This window comes from Litorivivens lipolytica, assembly GCF_014191715.1.
In the GTDB taxonomy this organism is placed as follows: domain Bacteria; phylum Pseudomonadota; class Gammaproteobacteria; order Pseudomonadales; family Spongiibacteraceae; genus Litorivivens; species Litorivivens lipolytica.
Window position 1 is genome coordinate 90,773 of record NZ_JACHWY010000002.1, and the last position, 18,893, is coordinate 109,665.

The 18,893-nt window shown below is 57.2% G+C and carries 19 protein-coding genes; 9 read left to right on the forward strand and 10 right to left on the reverse strand.

What is annotated here, in order from left to right; all coding sequences use genetic code 11:
- Positions 1-8: 8 nt before the first annotated feature.
- Positions 9-1,673, forward strand: coding sequence for a ShlB/FhaC/HecB family hemolysin secretion/activation protein (locus FHR99_RS08895; RefSeq protein ID WP_183410304.1), 1,665 nt, complete (start codon positions 9-11; stop codon positions 1,671-1,673).
- Positions 1,674-1,747: 74 nt separating this feature from the next.
- On the opposite strand, the gene FHR99_RS08900 is transcribed toward FHR99_RS08895, so the two are convergent.
- The gene (locus FHR99_RS08900; protein ID WP_246386690.1) at positions 1,748-2,677 is read right to left on the reverse strand and encodes a mechanosensitive ion channel family protein; all 930 of its coding nucleotides are present in this window, start codon (positions 2,675-2,677) and stop codon (positions 1,748-1,750) included.
- A gap of 145 nt (positions 2,678-2,822) precedes the next feature.
- On the opposite strand from FHR99_RS08900, the gene FHR99_RS08905 reads away from it, so the two are divergent.
- Complete coding sequence (locus tag FHR99_RS08905; RefSeq protein WP_183410305.1) at positions 2,823-4,271, forward strand: transglutaminase-like domain-containing protein; 1,449 nt, start codon at positions 2,823-2,825, stop codon at positions 4,269-4,271.
- Positions 4,268-4,606, forward strand: a complete 339-nt coding sequence (locus FHR99_RS08910) for a DUF3301 domain-containing protein (protein WP_183410306.1) — start codon at positions 4,268-4,270, stop codon at positions 4,604-4,606. The genes FHR99_RS08905 and FHR99_RS08910 overlap by 4 nt, the downstream gene beginning before the upstream one ends.
- A 7-nt stretch (positions 4,607-4,613) precedes the next feature.
- Here FHR99_RS08910 and FHR99_RS08915 read toward each other — a convergent pair whose 3' ends face one another.
- Complete coding sequence (locus tag FHR99_RS08915; RefSeq protein WP_183410307.1) at positions 4,614-5,843, reverse strand: saccharopine dehydrogenase family protein; 1,230 nt, start codon at positions 5,841-5,843, stop codon at positions 4,614-4,616.
- Between the two features lie 85 nt (positions 5,844-5,928).
- Between FHR99_RS08915 and FHR99_RS08920 the strand changes: the two genes are divergently transcribed.
- From FHR99_RS08920 to arfB, 3 genes are read left to right on the forward strand one after another with little or no spacing between them, the layout of a single operon-like run.
- Positions 5,929-6,363, forward strand: coding sequence for a hypothetical protein (locus FHR99_RS08920; protein WP_183410308.1), 435 nt, complete (start codon positions 5,929-5,931; stop codon positions 6,361-6,363).
- A 9-nt stretch (positions 6,364-6,372) separates the two neighbouring features.
- The gene (locus FHR99_RS08925) at positions 6,373-6,843 is read left to right on the forward strand and encodes a hypothetical protein (protein ID WP_183410309.1); all 471 of its coding nucleotides are present in this window, start codon (positions 6,373-6,375) and stop codon (positions 6,841-6,843) included.
- A complete protein-coding gene (arfB, locus tag FHR99_RS08930; RefSeq protein ID WP_183410310.1) occupies positions 6,833-7,264 on the forward strand; it encodes an alternative ribosome rescue aminoacyl-tRNA hydrolase ArfB in 432 nt (143 codons plus the stop codon). The genes FHR99_RS08925 and arfB overlap by 11 nt, the downstream gene beginning before the upstream one ends.
- Here the strand turns inward: arfB and FHR99_RS08935 are convergent.
- Both FHR99_RS08935 and FHR99_RS08940 read right to left on the reverse strand, forming a co-directional pair.
- Entirely contained in the window at positions 7,258-8,502 is a 1,245-nt protein-coding gene (locus FHR99_RS08935) for an NADH:flavin oxidoreductase (RefSeq protein WP_183410311.1), read from the reverse strand. The genes arfB and FHR99_RS08935 overlap by 7 nt on opposite strands.
- A 77-nt stretch (positions 8,503-8,579) precedes the next feature.
- Complete coding sequence (locus FHR99_RS08940) at positions 8,580-9,476, reverse strand: phosphatase PAP2 family protein (RefSeq protein ID WP_183410312.1); 897 nt, start codon at positions 9,474-9,476, stop codon at positions 8,580-8,582.
- A 105-nt stretch (positions 9,477-9,581) separates the two neighbouring features.
- Here FHR99_RS08940 and FHR99_RS08945 point away from each other — a divergent pair, with 105 nt between their 5' ends.
- Both FHR99_RS08945 and FHR99_RS16465 read left to right on the forward strand, forming a co-directional pair.
- Entirely contained in the window at positions 9,582-10,670 is a 1,089-nt protein-coding gene (locus FHR99_RS08945; protein WP_183410313.1) for a TauD/TfdA family dioxygenase, read from the forward strand.
- A 120-nt stretch (positions 10,671-10,790) separates the two neighbouring features.
- Entirely contained in the window at positions 10,791-10,913 is a 123-nt protein-coding gene (locus tag FHR99_RS16465) for a hypothetical protein (RefSeq protein ID WP_281388647.1), read from the forward strand.
- Positions 10,914-11,125: 212 nt separating this feature from the next.
- Here the strand turns inward: FHR99_RS16465 and FHR99_RS08950 are convergent, their stop codons facing one another.
- The 3 genes from FHR99_RS08950 to FHR99_RS08960 form a co-directional block, all read right to left on the reverse strand.
- Positions 11,126-11,977 (reverse strand): mechanosensitive ion channel family protein, encoded by an 852-nt coding sequence (locus FHR99_RS08950; protein WP_246386693.1) that lies wholly within the window; start codon positions 11,975-11,977, stop codon positions 11,126-11,128.
- Between the two features lie 91 nt (positions 11,978-12,068).
- Complete coding sequence (phrB, locus tag FHR99_RS08955; protein WP_183410314.1) at positions 12,069-13,448, reverse strand: deoxyribodipyrimidine photo-lyase; 1,380 nt, start codon at positions 13,446-13,448, stop codon at positions 12,069-12,071.
- 31 nt (positions 13,449-13,479) lie between these two features.
- The gene (locus FHR99_RS08960) at positions 13,480-14,436 is read right to left on the reverse strand and encodes a DUF523 and DUF1722 domain-containing protein (RefSeq protein ID WP_183410315.1); all 957 of its coding nucleotides are present in this window, start codon (positions 14,434-14,436) and stop codon (positions 13,480-13,482) included.
- Between the two features lie 119 nt (positions 14,437-14,555).
- On the opposite strand from FHR99_RS08960, the gene FHR99_RS08965 reads away from it, so the two are divergent.
- Positions 14,556-15,827: a spinster family MFS transporter gene (locus tag FHR99_RS08965; RefSeq protein ID WP_183410316.1), complete on the forward strand. Its 1,272-nt coding sequence runs from the start codon at positions 14,556-14,558 to the stop codon at positions 15,825-15,827.
- Positions 15,828-15,853: 26 nt separating this feature from the next.
- On the opposite strand, the gene FHR99_RS08970 is transcribed toward FHR99_RS08965, so the two are convergent.
- The 3 genes from FHR99_RS08970 to FHR99_RS08980 all read right to left on the reverse strand — a co-directional run bounded on the left by FHR99_RS08970 (position 15,854) and on the right by FHR99_RS08980 (position 18,893).
- Entirely contained in the window at positions 15,854-16,120 is a 267-nt protein-coding gene (locus tag FHR99_RS08970) for a hypothetical protein (protein ID WP_183410317.1), read from the reverse strand.
- A gap of 132 nt (positions 16,121-16,252) precedes the next feature.
- A complete protein-coding gene (locus FHR99_RS08975) occupies positions 16,253-17,542 on the reverse strand; it encodes an alanine racemase (RefSeq protein ID WP_183410318.1) in 1,290 nt (429 codons plus the stop codon).
- Positions 17,532-18,893 carry a D-arabinono-1,4-lactone oxidase gene (locus FHR99_RS08980; protein WP_183410319.1) on the reverse strand — a complete coding sequence of 454 codons (1,362 nt, stop codon included), beginning with the start codon at positions 18,891-18,893 and terminating at the stop codon, positions 17,532-17,534. The genes FHR99_RS08975 and FHR99_RS08980 overlap by 11 nt, the downstream gene beginning before the upstream one ends.

Sequence of the window (18,893 nt, forward strand, 5' to 3'; positions counted from 1 at the left end):
GGCCATTGATGGCGATAGATCTACCACCCGCGCTGCCGCCACAAGCGGCGGACAGCGCATTAATACGTGAAACCAAAGCAGCTGACTCCAGTTATATTGGCGGCAAACTCGGTAATGTTGAGGTGCGGGTATTCGGCAACCGTTCGTTAGATCAGGAAACGATCCTGTCGGTAATCGCCAATGCCAGCGCGCCTTCAGAAGTCGTTAAAGACCTGACCCGTGCCTACTACGATGCGGGTTTTTTATGGGTGAAACTCTTCTACTACCGTGTTGAAGATATTGTCGGCGTCATCGTCAGTCAGTCGGTAGTCAGTGAGGTGCGCGGTGATGAGCGCATCACACCGCATTTCGAATCGCTGGTCGGCGATGCCGATCCCACGCTTGCAGAGTACGATACAGCGCGTGTATTGGCGGCACTGAAGTCTGAGCGCATTGGTGAGAATTACACAGTCACTTACGAAGATCTCGGCAATCAGCAGCTTGCGGTGGTCCTCGAATCGTCGGCTGATGAGGATTACGACAACACCGACTATATCTTTGAACTGAACAACAAGGGCAGCCGTTATCTCGGTCGCTACTTTGGGCTTGCAGGCCTACAACACCGTACCGATAGCGGTACTAAATGGTCTTTCGCCTATCAGCGAGCCTTTATTGAGTGGGGCGAATCGCTCGATGGTGAGAAGCTTAATCAGTACAGCCTGAGTGTTGATCACCCATTCAGTTTCGGGCTTTATGGGATTGATCTGTCCTATGTGGAGTACGAGCGCGATCCGGAAGGCCAGCTGGTTCAGCCGGGTTCGTGCAGCCTTCTTTTCTTTTGTACCGGGCCGACCGTTAGTAGTACAAGGCTCGATGTACAGGCGGAGATACAGCGCTTCGGTGTGCGCGGTCAGCAGGTGATCTACAGCGATACTCAACAGCGACTGCGGCTCAAAGAGCGGGTCGAGTATGTCGATTCCTACATTGAAGAAAATAATTCCGACACGATTTTGATCGACGAGCGTTACCCCGTTGCGGAAGTTGGTGTGTTGTACAACTCACGCTTTCAGAATGACAGGTCGTCGTTCAATGCCGGCTTGGATGCGCGCGTCGGCCTGTCGAGTTCCGGGACGCTGGACACTTACGATGAATATCGCCGCGCATTTCTGGCGCAGAACCCCTCTGCCAGTGAGGCTCCCGACGTTGCACCCGCGGCGCGCAGCGGTGAGTTTGTCACGCTGCAGCCCTCGGTGAACTATCAGTATGCGCTGTCACCGCGCACGGTATTTTCTGCAACGCTCAAAGGGCAATATGCCAATGAGCAGGTGCCTGAGCAGGAGCAGTTTGTGCTAGGTGGTATGGATTCGCTCGGCGCCTATCTGCCGGGTATCCTTATCGGTGATGAAGGTTTTCACCTGAAGCTGGAAGTCAGTCGCTCCCTCAGCTGGAAAGGGGTTACCTTCCGCCCCGCCTTATTTATTGAGCAGGGACAGACCTGGTACAACAACACCGATGGTGATCTTGGTGATGCTCAGAAAGTCGCGGATGCAGGTTTTGCTTTGAGCATGAATTTCGGTCATGGGCTGGAAAGCCACTGGGTGGTGGCCAGAAATGTATCGGATGATGTGATTGATGAAGCCTTGCTCGAAGCCAGCGAAGCGGATTTCTTCTGGCGATTGCGTTTAACGCTATAACGAGTAAAGCTAAGCCGGACAGCAACTAAAAAGCCGCCCCATAGGGCGGCTTTTTAGTTTATTAAGGAGTGAACTCAGGCGGCTTTGTCCTGCATCTGGATCGGCAGAACCGGCGCGTCGCCCCCTTTGCCTTCGCCTGCGTACAGGGTCATGTGCGGGAAGGGGATTTCGATATTCGCCGCGTCGAAACGTTTCTTCAGGCGACGGTTGAATTCGCGCAATACCATCCACTGGCTGCCAGGCAGTGTCTTCATGCGGCAACGAATGATGACGGCTGAGTCCGCAAAGCTGGTGATGCCGTGAACTTCCATGTCCTCGGTGATTTCGCTGGCAAACGTTGCGTCGTTGCGAAGTTCGGCGCCGACTTCTTCTATGATGTCGAACACTTGATCCGTGTCCTCGCGGTAGGCTACGCCGACATTGGCCAGAGCGTAACCGTAATCCTTGGTCATATTCGACACAGTCGTGACATTGCCATTGGGAATGATGTGCAGGGTGCCGTCGAGAGCGCGCATGCGGACTGTACGCAGACCCAGTGAAACAACTTCGCCTGACAGGCCGCCTGCTTCAACAATGTCGCCCACGCGAATCTGGTCTTCGGCCAGCAGGAAAAAACCCGTGATGACATCGCGTACCAGGTTTTGTGCACCGAAACCGATGGCTAGGCCACCGAGGCCGGCAACGGCAATGATGGGGGCGATATCTACACCTACCTCTTTGAGTACCATCATGCCGGCGGCAAGAAACAGGGCGGCCCAAATCAGTGTGCCGAGAATCCCGGTCAGGGTATCGGCGCGCTTAACGCGTTCAGCGTCTTGATCCTTGCCGGCAATGCCGCGATGAACACGATTCAGCAAGCGTCGGCTCACTGTCAGCGCGATCCAGGCGCCAAAAATGATCAGTATGATTTGCAGGCCGGATGTCGCGAGCCAGGTCATAGCGTTCTCTGTCAGCGAAATAAGCACTTCGCGACTGCGGGCCGTGAAGTTGACTAGACCTTCCATTATTTCCTCCAGTAATACGGTATCAGTCCATCACCCTACGTGCCTGTTTCTGCGTTCTCAGTTAAAGATTCACATTCGCCAGTCGATCACTGACAATGCCTGCACCGGTTGTGGCGGGAAATTGAGAACCCGATAAGCGAAGATCATGCGATTTATCACCCTTTTACTAACAGGTTTTTTTGCGCTGGTGTGTACGGCAGAGGCGGAAGAAAAGTCTGTTCGCTGGCAGGGCGCAGAACTTGGCGGCAACAAGATTGGTTATCGCCAGCTCAGTCGCGAGACGCAGGGCGACCGGGTTATAAGTACCGAAACGCTGGTGATCACGCTCCAGCAACCGGGTGAATCGTCCCGTACGTCTACCATCACATTGCGCTACGAAGACGACCTCAATGGGAAACCTCTCTCACTGCACAAAACGGTGCGGTCACAGGCGGTCAATCAGACGCTGACTGCCAAGGTTAGCGGTGATGTTTTACAGGTTCATCGCAGTGATGGAAGCCGTACCGAATCCTCACACATTGCCATACCGGAAAATTTTCTTCTGCCTGAGGGGGTTCGGCGGGCGCTTTCGGAAAAAAACGGGGAGCGGCGCCAGCTCACCTATAGTCTCTTCAACTTTTCAACGCTCGCTTTTGAAACGGTTCGTCTGGAAGGCGAACAAGGTGTCGGGCAATTTGCCTGGGTTTTTAGCTACCGTCAGGGTAAGGATGCGAAGCCGACGCAATGGTTTACCAATGAGGCGTTTGAGGTAGTGCGAGAAGAAAGTGTCACGGGTGGCGAAATACTGGTGCTCTACGATTGTAGCGAGGATTGCGCACTGGCACCGTTCTCGCCAACGACCCATGTTTATCGCCAATTACTGCGAGCGCCGGTGCGTATTCCTGCGGCGGCGCTGCGCGGTCATATCCGCTACCAGCTCGTCGGTGAAACCACGCTGATGCCGCCGGTGACTGCGGAGCAGCAAGTGCAGAAAAGCGAGCGCGGCTGGCAGTTGGATGTCTGTTCGTCGTGTGGTGATGATGCGAGTCCGACTGAAGAAATACTGACACAGGCGAAACAAGCCAATTACTGGATAGCAGCGGATGACCCGGAGATAAAACGTCTGGCGGCTGAACACGGCGCGGCAGAAGATATGACTGAGGCGATGGCACAGTTGACCCGTTTTGTGGGGCTGCATATGAAGGCGCAACCGGATTACGCGGGGTTTGCAACCGCGCGCGAGGCCTTGGCGTCGGGCACGGGCGATTGTACTGAGCATGCGCTGTTGCTGGCTGCGCTGGCGCGCGCTGCGGGTTTTCCTGCACGCATTGCGATTGGTCTCGCCTACAATACCGAGCGCTTTCTCGGTCGCAAATATGTGTTTGTGCCCCATGCCTGGGTGCAGGTGTGGGACGGCAATGCATGGCGCAGCTACGATAGTGGCTTGGGTGAGTTCCATGCGGGTTATCTGACGCTGGCCCTGAGCTACAGTGGCGAAGTTTCTCACTTCACCCGGGTCAACGCGCAACTGCATGCCTTGCAGATTGTGTCGGCCGCACTAGTGCAATCCAATACCGATAGAAGCAAAGCCAGCAACGAGGCAACAGCGCCATGATCAGTCTGTCAGATATTGCATTGCTGCTGTTGGTTGTCCTGCTGGGGTATTACTTCTGGCAGGCGCAAGGTGTGCGCGATATTGCGTTGCGGGCAACACGGCTCTACTGCCAGCGGGAAAACCTGCAATTGCTTGACGACAGTATTGCGCTGCGTGCGCTATGGGTGAAGCGCGACCCAAAAGGGCGATTTCGATTGTGGCGTGGCTACCAGTTTGAGTTTACGGTCAGCGGCGAAGAGCGCTATGTTGGCCGAACGGTCACGCTCGGCCGGTTTATTGAGGGGATTCAGGTGTCGCCACATCGGATGCCCGACGACGACCGCACCCTGCATTAAGCCTGACTCAGTTGCTCAGGCGTTCAAAGGTGAGGCCCGCGTGTTCGCGCAGGCGTTCGATCAGGGCGTTACCCATCGCTGTTGAGGGCGTCCAGAAACCGCCGGCGCGCTGATCGCGCGACGTTTCACCGAGGCAAATCGCTGCCTGCGACAGCATTTTGGCCGTGGAACCGTAACCTGGATCACGGTCACCGGTGACTTTGACGCTGAGGCTTTCGCCGCGTTCGGTCGTGCCGCGGAAGCGCAGATCAAAAAAGCCGTTGAGCTGTTCGTCTTTGCTCGGCCCTTCGCCGGGTTTGGGTAATACAAAGCGCTCAAGCACCCAACGGGTCGGCGCCAGTGCGCCCCCGATCATCAGGCCTCCCAAACCACCTGCCGTGGCCAGGGCCGCCAAGCGACCCTTCATGCCTTTACCGGTCAACATGGCCTCGTCGTAACGGAAGCCTTCACCCCAGGGTGCGCCGGCCAGCGCGTGCGAACGGTGCACCACGCGGGTATTGATGGCGGCCATCACAAAGGGGGCTGTCCAGGCATTGAAGTCCGCGTCGAACTCCGCACCGTTCACATTGTGCTGACGGGTTTTTGGTTGAAAGTGCTCGGGGCAAATGGCGTAGGGATTGGCCAGTGATTTGCGCAGCGAGGGATCTTTGCTGGCTTCGCGAATTACGTTCATCAAACTGGCGATGGTGCCACCGCTGAAACTGCCGCGCATGGCTTTGACCCGCATTGTGACCGTAGTGCAGGGACCATTGAAGTCGGCTTTGGCATTCTCTTGCAGAAAGTGTACGCCGAGATCCGAGGGAATGGAGTCGAAACCGCAGCAGTGCACAATGCGAGCGCCGGTTTGTTGGGCCTGTTTTTCATAGGCTTTTACCATGCGTGCAATCCACTGGGTCTCGCCGGTCAGATCGCAGTAGTCGGTGCCGGTCTCAACACAGGCTTTCACCATGGGCTCGCCGTACAGGGCATAGGGGCCAACGGTGGAAATCATTACGCGAGTCTGGCGGCAGAGCGCATTCAGGGCGGCGTCATCGCTGGCGTCAGCGATACGCAGCGGCATGGTGTCGTCGTTAGCGCCGAGGCGCTGCTGCAATTCGCGCAATTTACTCTCGGAACGACCTGCGGCGGCCCAGCGCAGCTTGCTGTCCTGATATTCACCGTGCAGGTACTCGCAGACGATCTGGCCGACAAAACTGGTGGCCCCAAAGACTATGACATCAAATTCGCTATCGCTCATCGTGTTCCTCGCTGGTTTGGGCTCGCGCCGGTGGGTGAAAACTCGGTATGATGACGCAAACATTCTGCATAATAACTGTGAGATTATGGCAATTCGACGACATTTGATGTCCTGTCACTGGCTGGCGCTAGTACTGCTGCTCAGCCCCCTGTTCGCGGCCGCCGAGCTGCGGCTTCACGTGGATCGCAACCGTATTGGCTTTGTTCAGGCCTATCTGGAAAACGCCGGCACCGAGCCGGTCACCGTGGTCACAGCCAATTTGAATTACGAACAGCAGGGTGATCGTGTCGAAATCCTGCCGGAGCAGCCGGTCTGGTCCCGCAAAAGCGGCGATGTGCTACTCAAGGGTAGTTTGCTGCCCTACGCTCCGGTGACGCTCAAGCCCGGTGAAATCACGTTTTTGCAGCAGCCCAATATCCGTGTTGTAACCAAGGAAGTGGTGTATACCCTTCCTGAAAACTGGGCTGCACTTCAGGGGACCTGGAGTGGCAGTATCAGCGTTAATCTGAAACCGCGCTGAGGACACCTTATGACAGCGTCTACCAAACTGAAGGTCAGCGAGAAGAGTCAGCTTGATGCGGAGGCTATCACAGCCTATTTACACGAGGCGCTAGTGCCACTGCGCTTGGCGGTGGTGGGTAGCGATGGCTGCCCGCTGGTTGCCTCTCACTGGTTTGAGTTTCGCCATCAGAAAATCTATTGCGTGCTGCATGAAGACGCCTTAGTGGCCAAGCGCCTGCAAGCCACCGGCTGCTGCGGCTTTGAGGTGGCTCACGAATCCATGCCTTACCGCGGTGTGCGCGGTCAGGCAGATGTTGCCCTGCTAGACGGCGATGCGGTGGCGCAACTGCGACAGCTGTTTGCGCGCTACGGTATTCGCGAGCAGAGCAAACTGGCGCAGTGGTTGTTGGGGCGTGGCGATGAAGAGCGACTGGTCTGCCTGACTCCGCGCTGGATTACCGGTTGGGATTATAGCCAGCGGATGTCTGATGCCCGCTGATCCCTTTGAAATTTCGCGGGCAGTCACACTGCTTGAGAGCGAAGTGGAATTGAATGCGGTGCGCTCCCAAGGGGCGGGTGGCCAGAATGTGAATAAAGTAGCGACGGCCATTCATCTGCGTTTTGATATCGCCGCGTCGAGTTTACCGGACTTTTACAAAAGCCGGCTGCTGCAACTCAAGGACAAGCGCATCAGCGGTGACGGTGTGGTAGTGATTAAAGCCCAGCGCTTTCGCACTCAGGAAAAGAATCGCGAGGACGCTATAGCGCGGCTGGTGGAGCTGATAAAAAGTGTTGCTCAGACCCAGAAAAAACGCATCCCCACCAGAGCCACCAAATCATCCCAGAAGAAGCGCATGGACAGCAAAACCAAGCGCGGCAATACCAAGGCCCTGCGCGGCAAGGTCGACTCCAGTTACTGAGACGCGCGGATTTCGTTCATCGCCGGGTCGAGCGGCTCATTCAACACGCAGTAGGTGCCGGCCTGATTGTAGATCTGCGGAATGCAGGCGTTGCAGCTGGTGCAGCCGGATTGGCGCACAGTGCCTTCCTGGAATTTATTCACCAGTGCGGGATCGTGTAACAGGATCCGCGCCATGGCCACTGCATCGAAGCCCTCGGCCATGGCCTTCTCCACATTATCCAGACTTTTTACGCCGCCCAGATAGGTGAGCGGCAGTTTCACCGCCGCGCGCACCTTGCGCGAGTATTCCTCGAAATACATTTCGCGGAATTTGAGATCCTTGGGGGTGCCGGCAGCGGCCGCTTTCATCAACAGGCGCTGCAGCGGCTGGTGCTTAAAGACCTTGGCAAACTCTGCCTGATTCATCGGGCTGCCAAACATAAACCAGGTGGACTCGACGTTGCGGCCGCCGGAGAGCACCAGCATGTCCGCCCCGGCTGCTTCCAGGGCCTTGGCGGTCACGACCGCATCTTCCGCCGTTGCGCCCCGTCGCACGCCGTCGGCAACGTTGATTTTGGCCAGTACCGCCATATCCACACCAACCGCCTCTTTCACCGCGCTCAAAACCCGGGCCGGAAAGCGCACGCGATTTTCGGCGCTGCCGCCATACTCATCGGTCCGGCGGTTGCTGAGGGGCGAGATAAACTGGTTCAGCAGGTAGCCGTGGCCCATGTGTATTTCGACGGCGTCAAAACCGGCTTCACGCGCCATGCGGGCGCCGTCCGCAAACTGCTGGATCACCAGCGACATGTCGTTTTCATTCATGGGGCGCTGCAGAATATTACCGTGAAACAGGCCCGCCACATTCAACCCGCCCGAGGCACTGATGGTGCGATGGGGTAGAAAAATGCTGGTGACGAAAGAGCCGCCGTGGGTAAGTTGAAGAGAAATTTTGCCGCCTTCTGCGTGGACTGCATCGGTGATGGCTTTCAGATCAGGCAGTACTTCCGGGCGCAGCCACAGTTGATCCGGCAGGGTGCGACCGACCTTTGCTACCGCGGCATAGGCCATTGTGGTCAGTGCAATGCCGCCAGCGGCCAGGTCTCGGTGGTGCTTGAGCAGGGCTTTGGTCGGGAAGCCCTTGCGATACATATTCTCGTTGGCACCCGATTTAAGAAAGCGGTTACGCAGGGTAATTGGACCCAGCGTCAGCGGGCTGAAAGGGTTGGGAACGTTGTCGAGAGTGGCCTGAGACATGGACGAACTTCCTAGTGTTTTGTCTCAGGCTAGCACGCGGTTTGAGTATCAGGCATGGGCCATTTGGATTACAGGAATTAGTCGTCAGAGTCACTGGGCTGAGTCTGTGCGCGGACGCTAAAGCTGGCGAGAAAGTCCAGCAAAGTCGGCACACCGCCCACCAGCCAGCCGCCTAGAATGGCCAGAGCGGCGCTGGACGCAAGTGTTTCGGACAGCACGAGTTGGCTTGAGAGACGTTGCAGCGCAGCCACCATCAGGATCACCAACAACATGCCGCTGATATAGCGCAGGCCTAAGCCAATCAGTGTGTTTGGGTGAATGGCGTCGTGAGGGTGGGCGATGGCGGCAAGGGCGCAGCCAATAAAAAATCCGATACTGCCGGTTAACAGTGGGTCATCCAGGTAGAAACCGGCCAGCAACCAGCACAACGTTGTGATGGCCAGTGCGACGCCTAGCTGCATCAGGGGGCCGTGTTCTACCAGAAAGGCCTCTACCGGCTGTTGATAGCGCCAGGTCAGTACCAAGGTGATCAGCCCCAGCGCCCAGCCGCCCAAGATATCGCCGGAGAAATGCAGTTTCAATAACAGCGGTGCCGCGGACGTTAGAAGCACCATGAGCAGCGCAAGCAGGCTAATCGACCAGCGGCGCCAGTGCAGGGCCAGCATCCCCCAGAACACCACGCCGAGGTGGGCATGGCTGCTGGGAAAGCCAAAGGTACCGTAGCTGTCGATCTCCATGGCCTGAGGCCGCGGCAGTTCCAGCAGATTTTTCAGCAGGCAGTTAATGACGGCGCTTAGGGCAAATACCAGTACCAGCCGTACGCCGAGCCGGCGATTCAGGGTAAATACCACCAGGGGCAGCAGGAACAGAAAACCATTGGCGCCCAGCCAGAGCAGGCCCTGCAGGACCGTATACAGAATGGGGGAGTCGGCGGCTTGTAGAGGTGGTAGTTGCGGCAACGGTAATGCGTCCATACCCTGAGGGCTGAACCCGGTTTCACAGGCGATTGGTCTGCTATTCTACGTGCGAGAGGCGTTTTTCACCAATCGACAACAACAATAATAATTTTGGGAGTATTTATGTCAGGCCCTTACCGTTCTATTACATCCCAGTCGCTGCACTACTACGCGCGGCCACACGAGCGGGTGCCCGATCGACCGCTTAGTGGAGCCGTGGCCTGGTACGGGGGAGATCTGCAGGAGCACGATGACTGGCGTTACTGCCTGACGGCTGCAGAGATCGAAGAAATCGAGCGCGCCCTGGTTCATGCCCGAGCCACCGGAAAACCCCGCGAACAGCTGAGCGCTGCTGATTTCCCGTTACCGACACTGGCGGCACGGATCGCTGACTGGCGGGTAACCTTGCAGCGGGGGCGCGGTTTCGTCGTGATTCGCGGATTACCGGTAACGGACTGGAGCGAAGCCGACAGCGAGCTGTTTTTCTGGTGTCTGGGTTGGCACCTCGGGCTGCCCGGCGCGCAAAACCGATTTGGCGAATTGCTGGGGCATGTACGTGATACCGGCGTCGATCCAGATGATCCAACGGTGCGGGAGTACCGCACCCGCCTACCGATCAGCTTTCACTGTGATGCGGCCGATGTAGTAGGGCTGCTGTGTCTGAAAACTGCGGCCAGCGGCGGTGCCAGCCGCATTGCCAGTTCGGTGACGCTGTTCAATGAGTTGCTGTCGAAGGGGGCTGATGTTGCGCGCCTGTTCCGGCCCTTTCTGCTAGATGCCAGGGCTGAGGCAGGCCTTCAGACCTTCCCGATTGAGCCCTGTCGCTATCATCGGGGTGTGCTGCGTACGTTTTATCACAGCGGGTATTTTCGCAGCGCCACGCGTTATGACGGTGTCGAGCCCCTGACGGCGGACGAATTGGCGCTGCTGGATGCCTATGATGCGCTGGCGGATGATCCGGATATTCATCTGGCCATGGAGCTGGAACCGGGGGATATCCAGCTCTGTTCCAACCACAGTATCGTGCATTCGCGGGCGGGCTATACCGATCATGAGGCACCGGATGAGCGCCGTCACCTGCTCAGGCTGTGGTTGTCGCTGCCGGAATCCATACCCTATCGAGTAGCCAAGATGCCGGTAACGGCGGGCCTTGCCGGGCGGCTGCTGCGTTGTCGTTGGCAGCAGCGAGGTCGTATCGTCAACCCGCTGTGAATCCCTTTCGCTGAGCCCGTCATGGCGTCCTGCCTATTTGCGTAAGTGTATTTCCCAATGTAAGGAAGCCACATTCTGTCTGACTATGTAGCTGCAAAGTCAGGATGGTCGGAGGTTGAGATGTCTGCTTTCAAAGCTGTTTCTCTGGCGGTATGTGTGTTGCTCCTGTTGGCAGTGGGTGCCCTGGTAGGGCTCGGTATGTCACTAGTGGGACGCAAGTCACAGGAACTGATCGAGAAGTAGGGGTTTTCCCCGATGTGGGGATATTCAGACCGGGTTAACCTGTTATCCGGTTATAACGAGTACGTTTAGAGGTGTTGAAATGGAACAGCTGTTTATGATGTCTGCTGCGACCGTTCTCAGTGGTATTGGCTATATTCTGATTTCCGGCCGACTGGCGGCCAGCCGGATCTTCTATCGATTCTAAGTTGCACCGATTCTAAGCCGCCAGGCTCTCAGCTCTCTTCGCTTAGCAGGCGCACTTCCCGCTGCGGGAAGGCGATCACAATGCCTGCTTCACGCAAGGCATCCAGAATCCCCTGATTTACCCTGAAACGCACGGCGTGAAACTGCCGTGTCGGAATCCAGAATCGTACACTGAGATTGATGCTGCTGTCGGCAAAAGCGTCCAGCCCGACTTGGGCAGTGCTTTCTTCAATTTCCGGGATGTCCGCCAGCACTTTTCGAATGACGGCAATCGCCTTGCCGATATCACTTTCATAGGCCACGCCCACAATCGTATCGGCCAGCCGGGTAGTATCCGAGTTGTGAATAATTTCGCCGATGATATGGCGGTTGGGAATCAGAATGCGCACACCGTCTTCGTCTTCGAGCAGGGTGTATGCGAGCCGAATTTCATCGACCACGCCGGTCACGCCTTGCACGCTGATCGTGTCGCCCACGACAAAGGGGCGGGTGATGACGATGTTCAGCCCCGCGCTGTAGTTGCTCAACAGGCCCTGTACCGCCAGACCGGCACCCAGTGAGACTGCACCCACAGCGGCCAGAAACGGCCCGACCGATATGCCGATTTTCCCTAGGCAGATAATCGCCACCACCATAGTGACGGCAACCTTTGCGACGTTGCCGAGAAAACGACTCAGGGTGACATCGATACGGTTGCGCTCGCACAGGCGCTGCACCATACGCCCGACTCTGCTGGCAATGAACAGGCCGATGATCAGGATGATCAGTGCGCCGACGAGCTGAAAGCTGTAGTTCACGAAAAACTCAGCGACTTGATCGTAGATCTTCTGAAAATCCTTCAGCTCTTGATTCATAAGAGAGGTCCAATCTTTTTCAGCCATGATGAAGGGGATCCTGTGCCGGGTAAAGTCTTAGCGCAGACTACGCCAGTCCCTGCAGCAAGGCGAGAAGGGCGCCTCGCTGAGTATGAATTTACAGATCCTTGAACAGGGCGATGGCGTGTTCGCGGGCAAGCTTGTGGTCAACGATGGGGGCTGGGTAGTTCGCGGTGCCGGGGCGATTATGTATGTCGCGGGCACTGAGATCTTTCAGCTCCGGCACAAAACGGCGGATGAAATGGCCCTCGGGGTCAAAGCGCTGGCCCTGAGTTGTTGGGTTAAACACGCGGAAGTAGGGCGCGGCGTCGGTGCCGGTAGACGCGGCCCACTGCCAGCCGCCGTTGTTAGCGGCGAACTCACCGTCAATCAGCTGGCTCATGAAGTATTCTTCGCCGCGGCGCCAGTCGATGTGCAGATCCTTCACCAGAAAAATCGCGGTAATCATGCGCAGGCGATTGTGCATCCAGCCGGTTTCTTTCAGTTGACGCATGCCCGCATCAACGATGGGAAAGCCGGTGCGGCCCTCGCACCAGGCCTGAAAATCTTCCTCGCTGTCACGCCAGCGAATGTTGTCAGTTTCCGGTTTGAAGGCGCGGCCCATGACCACGCGCGGATAGTGAAAGGCCACATGCTGGTAAAACTCGCGCCAGATCAATTCGCTGAGCCAGGTAAATTCGCCGCTGCCCTGCTCCTCTATTTTTGCCTGCTCGGCCAAGAGTCGAGCCAGACATTGACGCGGCGACAACAAGCCAATCGCCAATGCCGCCGACAATTTGGAGGTGCCGGGTTCGGCGGGCAGATCGCGCTTGTCTTTGTAATCCTGCACCTTTTCCTGACAAAAGGTGCGCAGCTGCTGCAAGGCGCTGTCTTCGTCGGCAGGCCAATCTTTGATATCGGCAGGCTCACAGAAAGGCTTTAGTTTTTTCGGCTTGAGGGCCTCACCCAATGCGCGCGGGCGCTGCCGGGGTGTCGGCCGACGTTCATCGCGGAGCGCGCGCCAGGCTTTGGCAAAGGGTGAGAAAACCTTATAGGGCTGGCCGCTGCCGTTGAGCAGGGCGCCAGGCTCGATAATTAGTTTATCGTGGTGCCAGTGGCAAGGGCAGGTTAATGCCGTCTCCACCGCCTCGTCGCGCCGTATTTCATTGACCAGATATTCGCGATTGGCAAACAGCGCCGAGGCTTTGTGTTTGTTGGCATAGGCAGAGAGTGCCTTGGGTATGTCGGCAAAGGTCTCCACTTCCAACAGATCAAAGGCAATGCCCTTTTCTGCCAAGGTTTTTTGCAGAGCATCTAGCGCTAAAAAAATCAGAAATTGCTGGCGCGCCGACATGACGTGCTGCTGCCACTGACCGGGTGTGGCAATAAACACGGCGCGTAACGGCTCGTTATTGTCGTGGGCGTGCTGCGCCGCAAAATGCAGCGCGGTGTTGTCGTGAGTGCGCAGATCAGTGCGAAACCAGATCAGGGTGGACATGCAAACTCCGGTGTTTCAATAGCGGCTTAAGTCAGAGCCCGTAGCGTAAACGCAGGTCTTCCGGATAAGGCTGGAAGTAAAACTGATCCAGCAGGTAGTCCACTTGATACTTCTGGGCATAGCGCTGCAGCAGGGCCAGTGGTACCAGCAGTGGCAGTAAGCCGGTGCGGTACTTCTCAATCTGGTCACTCAGGTCCTGCCGTTCTTCGCTTTCGAGGTGCTCTTTCAAAAAGCCCTGCATGTGCATCAGGGAATTGCTGTGATTGAAGCGGTCCGCAGGTTTCGCCAGCGCGCCCATAAAGCGCGTAAAGTATTCCTCAGCTGCGGCTTCCAGATCGTCGGAGGCGTTGGCCACCAGAGGGCCAAGTTCCCGATAGATAGACTGGTTGTGGGCTAGCAGCAGAAACTTATGGCGGCGATGGAAATCCTGCAGCGCGGCGGCACTCAAACCTTCTGCGTTCAGTTCTTGCCAGCGGCGGTAGGCGATCACCCGCAGCACAAAATTTTCCCGGAGCAGTGGGTCGTTCAAACGGCCGTTTTCTTCGATAGGCAGCAAGGGTTGCAGCTTCATCAGGCGAGCGGCAAAGGCGCCGGCGCCAATCTTGCCGAGGCTGTTCCCCTTCTCATTGAATACCGGCACGCGCTCCATGCCGCAGCTGGGCGATTTTGCGCACACCACATAGCCGCTGATATAGGGCCCGTTATTGACGGTTGCATCGGCAACGGCGATCAGCGCTTCGGTGACATCAACGGTATTGTCTTCGCTGCCTCTTACCCGCAGTTCGTCGTTGTCATCTTTCACAACGCGCAGTGTCGGGCGTGGGGTGCCGAGTCCAATCGCCATTTCCGGGCAGACCGGATAAAAATCAAAATGGCGGCTCAGCTCCTTTGAGGCGAAGGGCAGGTTTTTGTGGCCGCCATCGTACCGAACCTCTTGGCCCAGGAGGCAGCTGCTGATTCCGAGTGTGAGTTTTTCTGGCAGAGTCATAGTCGTCCCTTTTTAGAGCAATGATACGGTTCGAGGTGGACATCGGATGACGTGGCCTATCGCATTCAACAGGCCTTAAATGGTACAAACTCTACAAAACACCATAACAAGAGTAGAACATGACGACCTACCGTGCTGACCGCCGCGCCTGGTATGCACTCAGTGTGCTCACTGTAGTGTACGCCTTCAACTTTATTGACCGCCAATTGTTGGCCATATTGCAGGAGTCTATTAAGGCAGACCTAGGGCTGAGTGACAGTCAGCTCGGGCTGCTGACGGGCTTCGCCTTTGCCTTGTTTTATGTGACAGCGGGGATACCCATCGCCCGTTGGGCGGATCGCAGCAACCGCCGCAATATCGTGTCGCTGGCCCTGTTTGTGTGGAGTTTTATGACCGCCATCAGCGGGCTGGTGCAGAACTATTTCCAGTTACTGCTGGCGCGGGTCGGCGTCGGGGTAGGGGAGGCCGGCGGCAGCCCGCCATCCCACTCCATGATCTCTGATATGTTTCCCCCGGCCCAGCGTGCCGGTGCCTTGGGTTTTTATTCCACCGGGGTCAGCATCGGTATTTTGTTTGGTTTTCTGCTGGGCGGCTGGCTCAACGAATATTTTGGTTGGCGAATGGCCTTTCTGGTGGTGGGTGCGCCCGGGGTGATCTTGGCGTTGGTTGTGCGATTTACCGTGACTGAACCACAGCGGGGGCTGTCTGAGGCACGCACCGGTTCCGAGCAGAGCGCCAGTCTGAACGAGGTAATCAGTCTGCTCTGGCGGCAGCGTTCCTTTCGCCATCTGGCGTTTGCATCGTCCTTATATGCCTTTGTGGGGTACGCCACCGCCAACTGGACGGCTTCCTTCATGATTCGCAGTCACGGCATGAGTACCGGCGAGCTGGGCAGTTGGTTGGCGCTTATCATCGGCGTAGGCGGGGCTGTTGGGGTCTTGGGTGGTGGCATGCTGGCCGACCGGCTTGGCCGGCGGGACGATCGCTGGTATGTGTGGCTGTCGGCGCTGGTAACCCTGGTGGCATTGCCCTTTGCCATTGCGGTCTATCAAATGCCAAGCGCCGGCGGGGCGCTGGCGATGATGGTGGTGCCTGCCATTTTGTCGAATGTCTATCTCGGTAGCGCGATCGCTACCAGCCACCGTTTGGTGGGCTTGCAGATGCGGGCGACGGCCTCGGCGATTCTGTTTTTCGTAATCAATATCATTGGGCTGGGCGGAGGTCCGTGGATTGTGGGGGTGGTGAGCGATCTACTCGCCGATCAGCACGGGGTGGAATCACTGCGTCTGGCGATGCTCTATGTGCTGCCGCCTGTCATGGTGTGGTCGGGTTTTCACTTTCTGTGCGCGGCGCGCACCCTGCGGGAAGATATTGCAGCGGCGCCGGAGTAGCGCCGCTTGGGGTATGACGATAAACCTTACTGGGCGCTGACCATCCAGCGCATGCTTTCGCCTTGATAGCTGCCATCAACCCAGGTGGCTACATAGTCGCAGTGCAATTCCAGCGCGCCAAGATTCAATTCGGCGCCCTGAGGGTAGTGTTCGCCCCAGGCGGTGCTGCAGCCTCCGGGAGCGGCGCTGGCCTGCTGCGTAACGGGACTGTGGTGATATCCGGGCAGGAGACTGGTGGCGCCGTCGGTTGGCAGGTAGCTGAAGGCTAGGTAGGTCGCGAGTAATGCATTCACGGTGTCACCTGTGTCGTAGTGTCGGAGTTTGTGACTTTATACCGGAAAGGCATGACCTCCGCATTGCGGTAATTCCGGATTGCAAAATTTTTGCAAAGAAATTTTGCGGAAAACTGGAGCTAAGACAAAGCGTTAGGCGCCCTGCTGAAATATCGACCAGTTTTCGCTTATGTGAAGGCCATCAAATACCGCAATGTCGCCAAACTGAAGAAACACCGCTTCGCTCTGGGTTGGGCGCAGAAAGACAAAGTCATTAACTGCCAGTTGTACGCTGTCCGAGCCGTTCAGCATTTCCTGATTGGTGGAGCGTCCGTAGAGCCCGTTGGTGCTCAACCCCGGCGGAGATTCCGGGTTTGCTTTCCAATAGCCGCCGTAGGTAAAAAAGCTGCGAGAGCTGTTGGGGTTGAGCAGACCCATAACTCCAGCCAGATTTTCCAGCCCCGGCACCTCAACCGAATCCAGCGTTTTCAACACGGGCGTGGCAATAAAGGCCGCGGGTATATGGTCGTTGAGCGTGTGCACGTCAAAGTCGCTGGGTTTGACCAGCGCTGAACCGACCGCCAGTTCGTTGCAGGGGGCATCTCCCTGATACATCTGATAAGTCGAGCTGCCGCCGGCGTTGAGTGTTAATTGCTCCGGACGATACTGCTCACCGAGCACTTCCTGCGCGACCTGCAGGCAGTCCGAATAGAAGGCCATGGCTTTGCTCATGGCCTTGTCCGGCCCACCGACAATGCCCGGCATCTTGGAAATGTGAGCTTCGTAGCCCATAAAACCCGCAAATTCGAGGTTAGGGTCTTCCTTCAAACTCATGATGGCGAGTCCAACCTCGCCCGCATCGCGAAAGCCACCCCGGTGCAGACCCACATCCAGCTCCAGATTGATTTGCAGGGTCTGGCCCAGTGCGGCGGCGAGCTGGCTGTACTCACTCAAGCGCTGGGGGGTATCGATCAGCCATTGCAATTGCGTCGACGGATCAAAGGCGGCATTGCTGTGAAAGGCATAAAAGCGTTTAGCCGCATTGGCGGGCATCGGTTTACCCAGCAGCAAGTTGCTGTCGGGCATGTTCTCGGCCAGATAGTTGAGAAAGGGCTGGTGAAAGACCATCACCCGATCGGTGCCGGTCTGTTTGCGCACACTGTTGATCAAGGAAAGGCTGGGCAGGGATTTGCCGACAATGCGATAGGCATAGTCGCCGTTGATATGCTCGATCAAACGCTGGGTATTGTTGTACAGGCGCTCCGAATCGAGTACCAGTGTCGGCCGGTAGAGACCGGCTTCCTGTAGGGCCTGCTGCAGGCGAGCAAAGTAGGCATTGTGAGCGCCGCCCTTATCTTCCGGTCTGAGAAAAGGCGCCGCTATTACGGCGCCACCGAGTGCTGCGCCCGTCAGCAATTGGCGGCGACTGGGTTTAAACGGCACTGCCGAAAATCTCCCTCAGATGCGGGTTGAGCATGATGCCTTTCGGATCGAGCTCCTGACGCAATTCATTAAAGTCTTTCCAGCGCGGGTAGCGGCTGGCCAGCGTTTTATGACTCAGGGAATGCAGTTTGCCCCAGTGCGGGCGGCCTTCCATGGGCTGATAGATCGGTTCAATGGTTTTGAAGTAGGCCTCAAACGGCTCTTCATAGTAGCGGTGCACCGCCAGCGAGGCGGAGGGACGCTTGTAGAAGGGGCTGAGCCAGGCGTCGTCTTCCTGTACGACGCGGACTTCGATAGGGAAGAATACATCCGGGTTCTGCTGTTCGACGATATCGCGCACCTTGCGCAGAGCATCGACAATGTTTTCCCGCGGCAGGTGGTATTCCATTTCATTGAAGCGTACGGCGCGATCCGAAGGGTAGATATTCCACCACCAGTCCACGTGCTCCTCCGGTGGAATCGTATTGCTCACCCCGGTAATCACTTTCTTGCGCATCCACGGCCACCAGGAGGCGTAGTCGCGCAGCATTTTCAGCTCGCGTACCGCGTCGTTATCGCCGTCTTCACCGCGCGGTGAAATGGCTTCGTCGCTGAGGTCAGTAGTAATGATCAGCGCGTTCTCGCTGTGAGGAATGTAGTACATCTCAAAGTTGCGATGTTTTTCCGCCAGCGTATGGAATTCCTCGAAGGTTTGCTCCAGCGGCTGCATCCAGGTGCGGCGCTTGAGTTTGTAAGGCGCTGTGTTGCGCAAGGTGTATTGGGTGATCACGCCGAGACTGCCGAGCGATACGCGGGCGGCATCGAAAATATCCGGGTTCTGCTCGCGGCTGCAATCGAGCACCTCGCCGCGCGGTGTCACCAGCCGCAGCGCATCCACATAAGCATGCATTGCGCCAAAATTGGCGCCGGTGCCGTGGGTGCCGGTAGACAGGGCGCCGGCAACGGTCTGCTCGTCGATATCCGGCATGTTTGGCAGCGCCTGCCCCATTTTGTGCAGGGGCTCACCCAGCCGATTGAGCGGTACACCGGCACCGACATTGGCGCGATAACCTTCCAGCGGCTCTACCTGATTAAAGTGACGGGTCGAGAGGATCGTGCCTTCTGTCGGCACCAGCGGGCTGAAGGAGTGGCCGGCCCCGACGGGACGAATCGTATTTTCTGCGGCCTTCAAAAGGCTCGCCAATTCATCTTCCGTTTTGGGGCTGATCCGGCCGGCGGGGTTGGAGCGCTGCGAGCCTGACCAGTTCTGCCAGGGGATTTTGCGTGCCGCGAGACTGTTGAGCGGTGACGCGCTGAGGGCGGCGCCGAGAGGCAGCAGCGCCAGAGATCGATTAAAGTCGCGACGCTTCAT

Bases quoted from the DNA above. Each gene is read 5' to 3' on its own strand.
- FHR99_RS08895 (WP_183410304.1), top strand. From the start codon at position 9: ATGGCGATAGATCTACCACCCGCGCTGCCGCCACAAGCGGCGGACAGC.
- FHR99_RS08900 (WP_246386690.1), bottom strand. From the start codon at position 2,677: ATGGAAGGTCTAGTCAACTTCACGGCCCGCAGTCGCGAAGTGCTTATT.
- FHR99_RS08905 (WP_183410305.1), top strand. From the start codon at position 2,823: ATGCGATTTATCACCCTTTTACTAACAGGTTTTTTTGCGCTGGTGTGT.
- FHR99_RS08910 (WP_183410306.1), top strand. From the start codon at position 4,268: ATGATCAGTCTGTCAGATATTGCATTGCTGCTGTTGGTTGTCCTGCTG.
- FHR99_RS08915 (WP_183410307.1), bottom strand. From the start codon at position 5,843: ATGAGCGATAGCGAATTTGATGTCATAGTCTTTGGGGCCACCAGTTTT.
- FHR99_RS08920 (WP_183410308.1), top strand. From the start codon at position 5,929: ATGGCAATTCGACGACATTTGATGTCCTGTCACTGGCTGGCGCTAGTA.
- FHR99_RS08925 (WP_183410309.1), top strand. From the start codon at position 6,373: ATGACAGCGTCTACCAAACTGAAGGTCAGCGAGAAGAGTCAGCTTGAT.
- arfB (WP_183410310.1), top strand. From the start codon at position 6,833: ATGCCCGCTGATCCCTTTGAAATTTCGCGGGCAGTCACACTGCTTGAG.
- FHR99_RS08935 (WP_183410311.1), bottom strand. From the start codon at position 8,502: ATGTCTCAGGCCACTCTCGACAACGTTCCCAACCCTTTCAGCCCGCTG.
- FHR99_RS08940 (WP_183410312.1), bottom strand. From the start codon at position 9,476: ATGGACGCATTACCGTTGCCGCAACTACCACCTCTACAAGCCGCCGAC.
- FHR99_RS08945 (WP_183410313.1), top strand. From the start codon at position 9,582: ATGTCAGGCCCTTACCGTTCTATTACATCCCAGTCGCTGCACTACTAC.
- FHR99_RS16465 (WP_281388647.1), top strand. From the start codon at position 10,791: ATGTCTGCTTTCAAAGCTGTTTCTCTGGCGGTATGTGTGTTGCTCCTG.
- FHR99_RS08950 (WP_246386693.1), bottom strand. From the start codon at position 11,977: ATGGCTGAAAAAGATTGGACCTCTCTTATGAATCAAGAGCTGAAGGAT.
- phrB (WP_183410314.1), bottom strand. From the start codon at position 13,448: ATGTCCACCCTGATCTGGTTTCGCACTGATCTGCGCACTCACGACAAC.
- FHR99_RS08960 (WP_183410315.1), bottom strand. From the start codon at position 14,436: ATGACTCTGCCAGAAAAACTCACACTCGGAATCAGCAGCTGCCTCCTG.
- FHR99_RS08965 (WP_183410316.1), top strand. From the start codon at position 14,556: ATGACGACCTACCGTGCTGACCGCCGCGCCTGGTATGCACTCAGTGTG.
- FHR99_RS08980 (WP_183410319.1), bottom strand. From the start codon at position 18,893: ATGAAGCGTCGCGACTTTAATCGATCTCTGGCGCTGCTGCCTCTCGGC.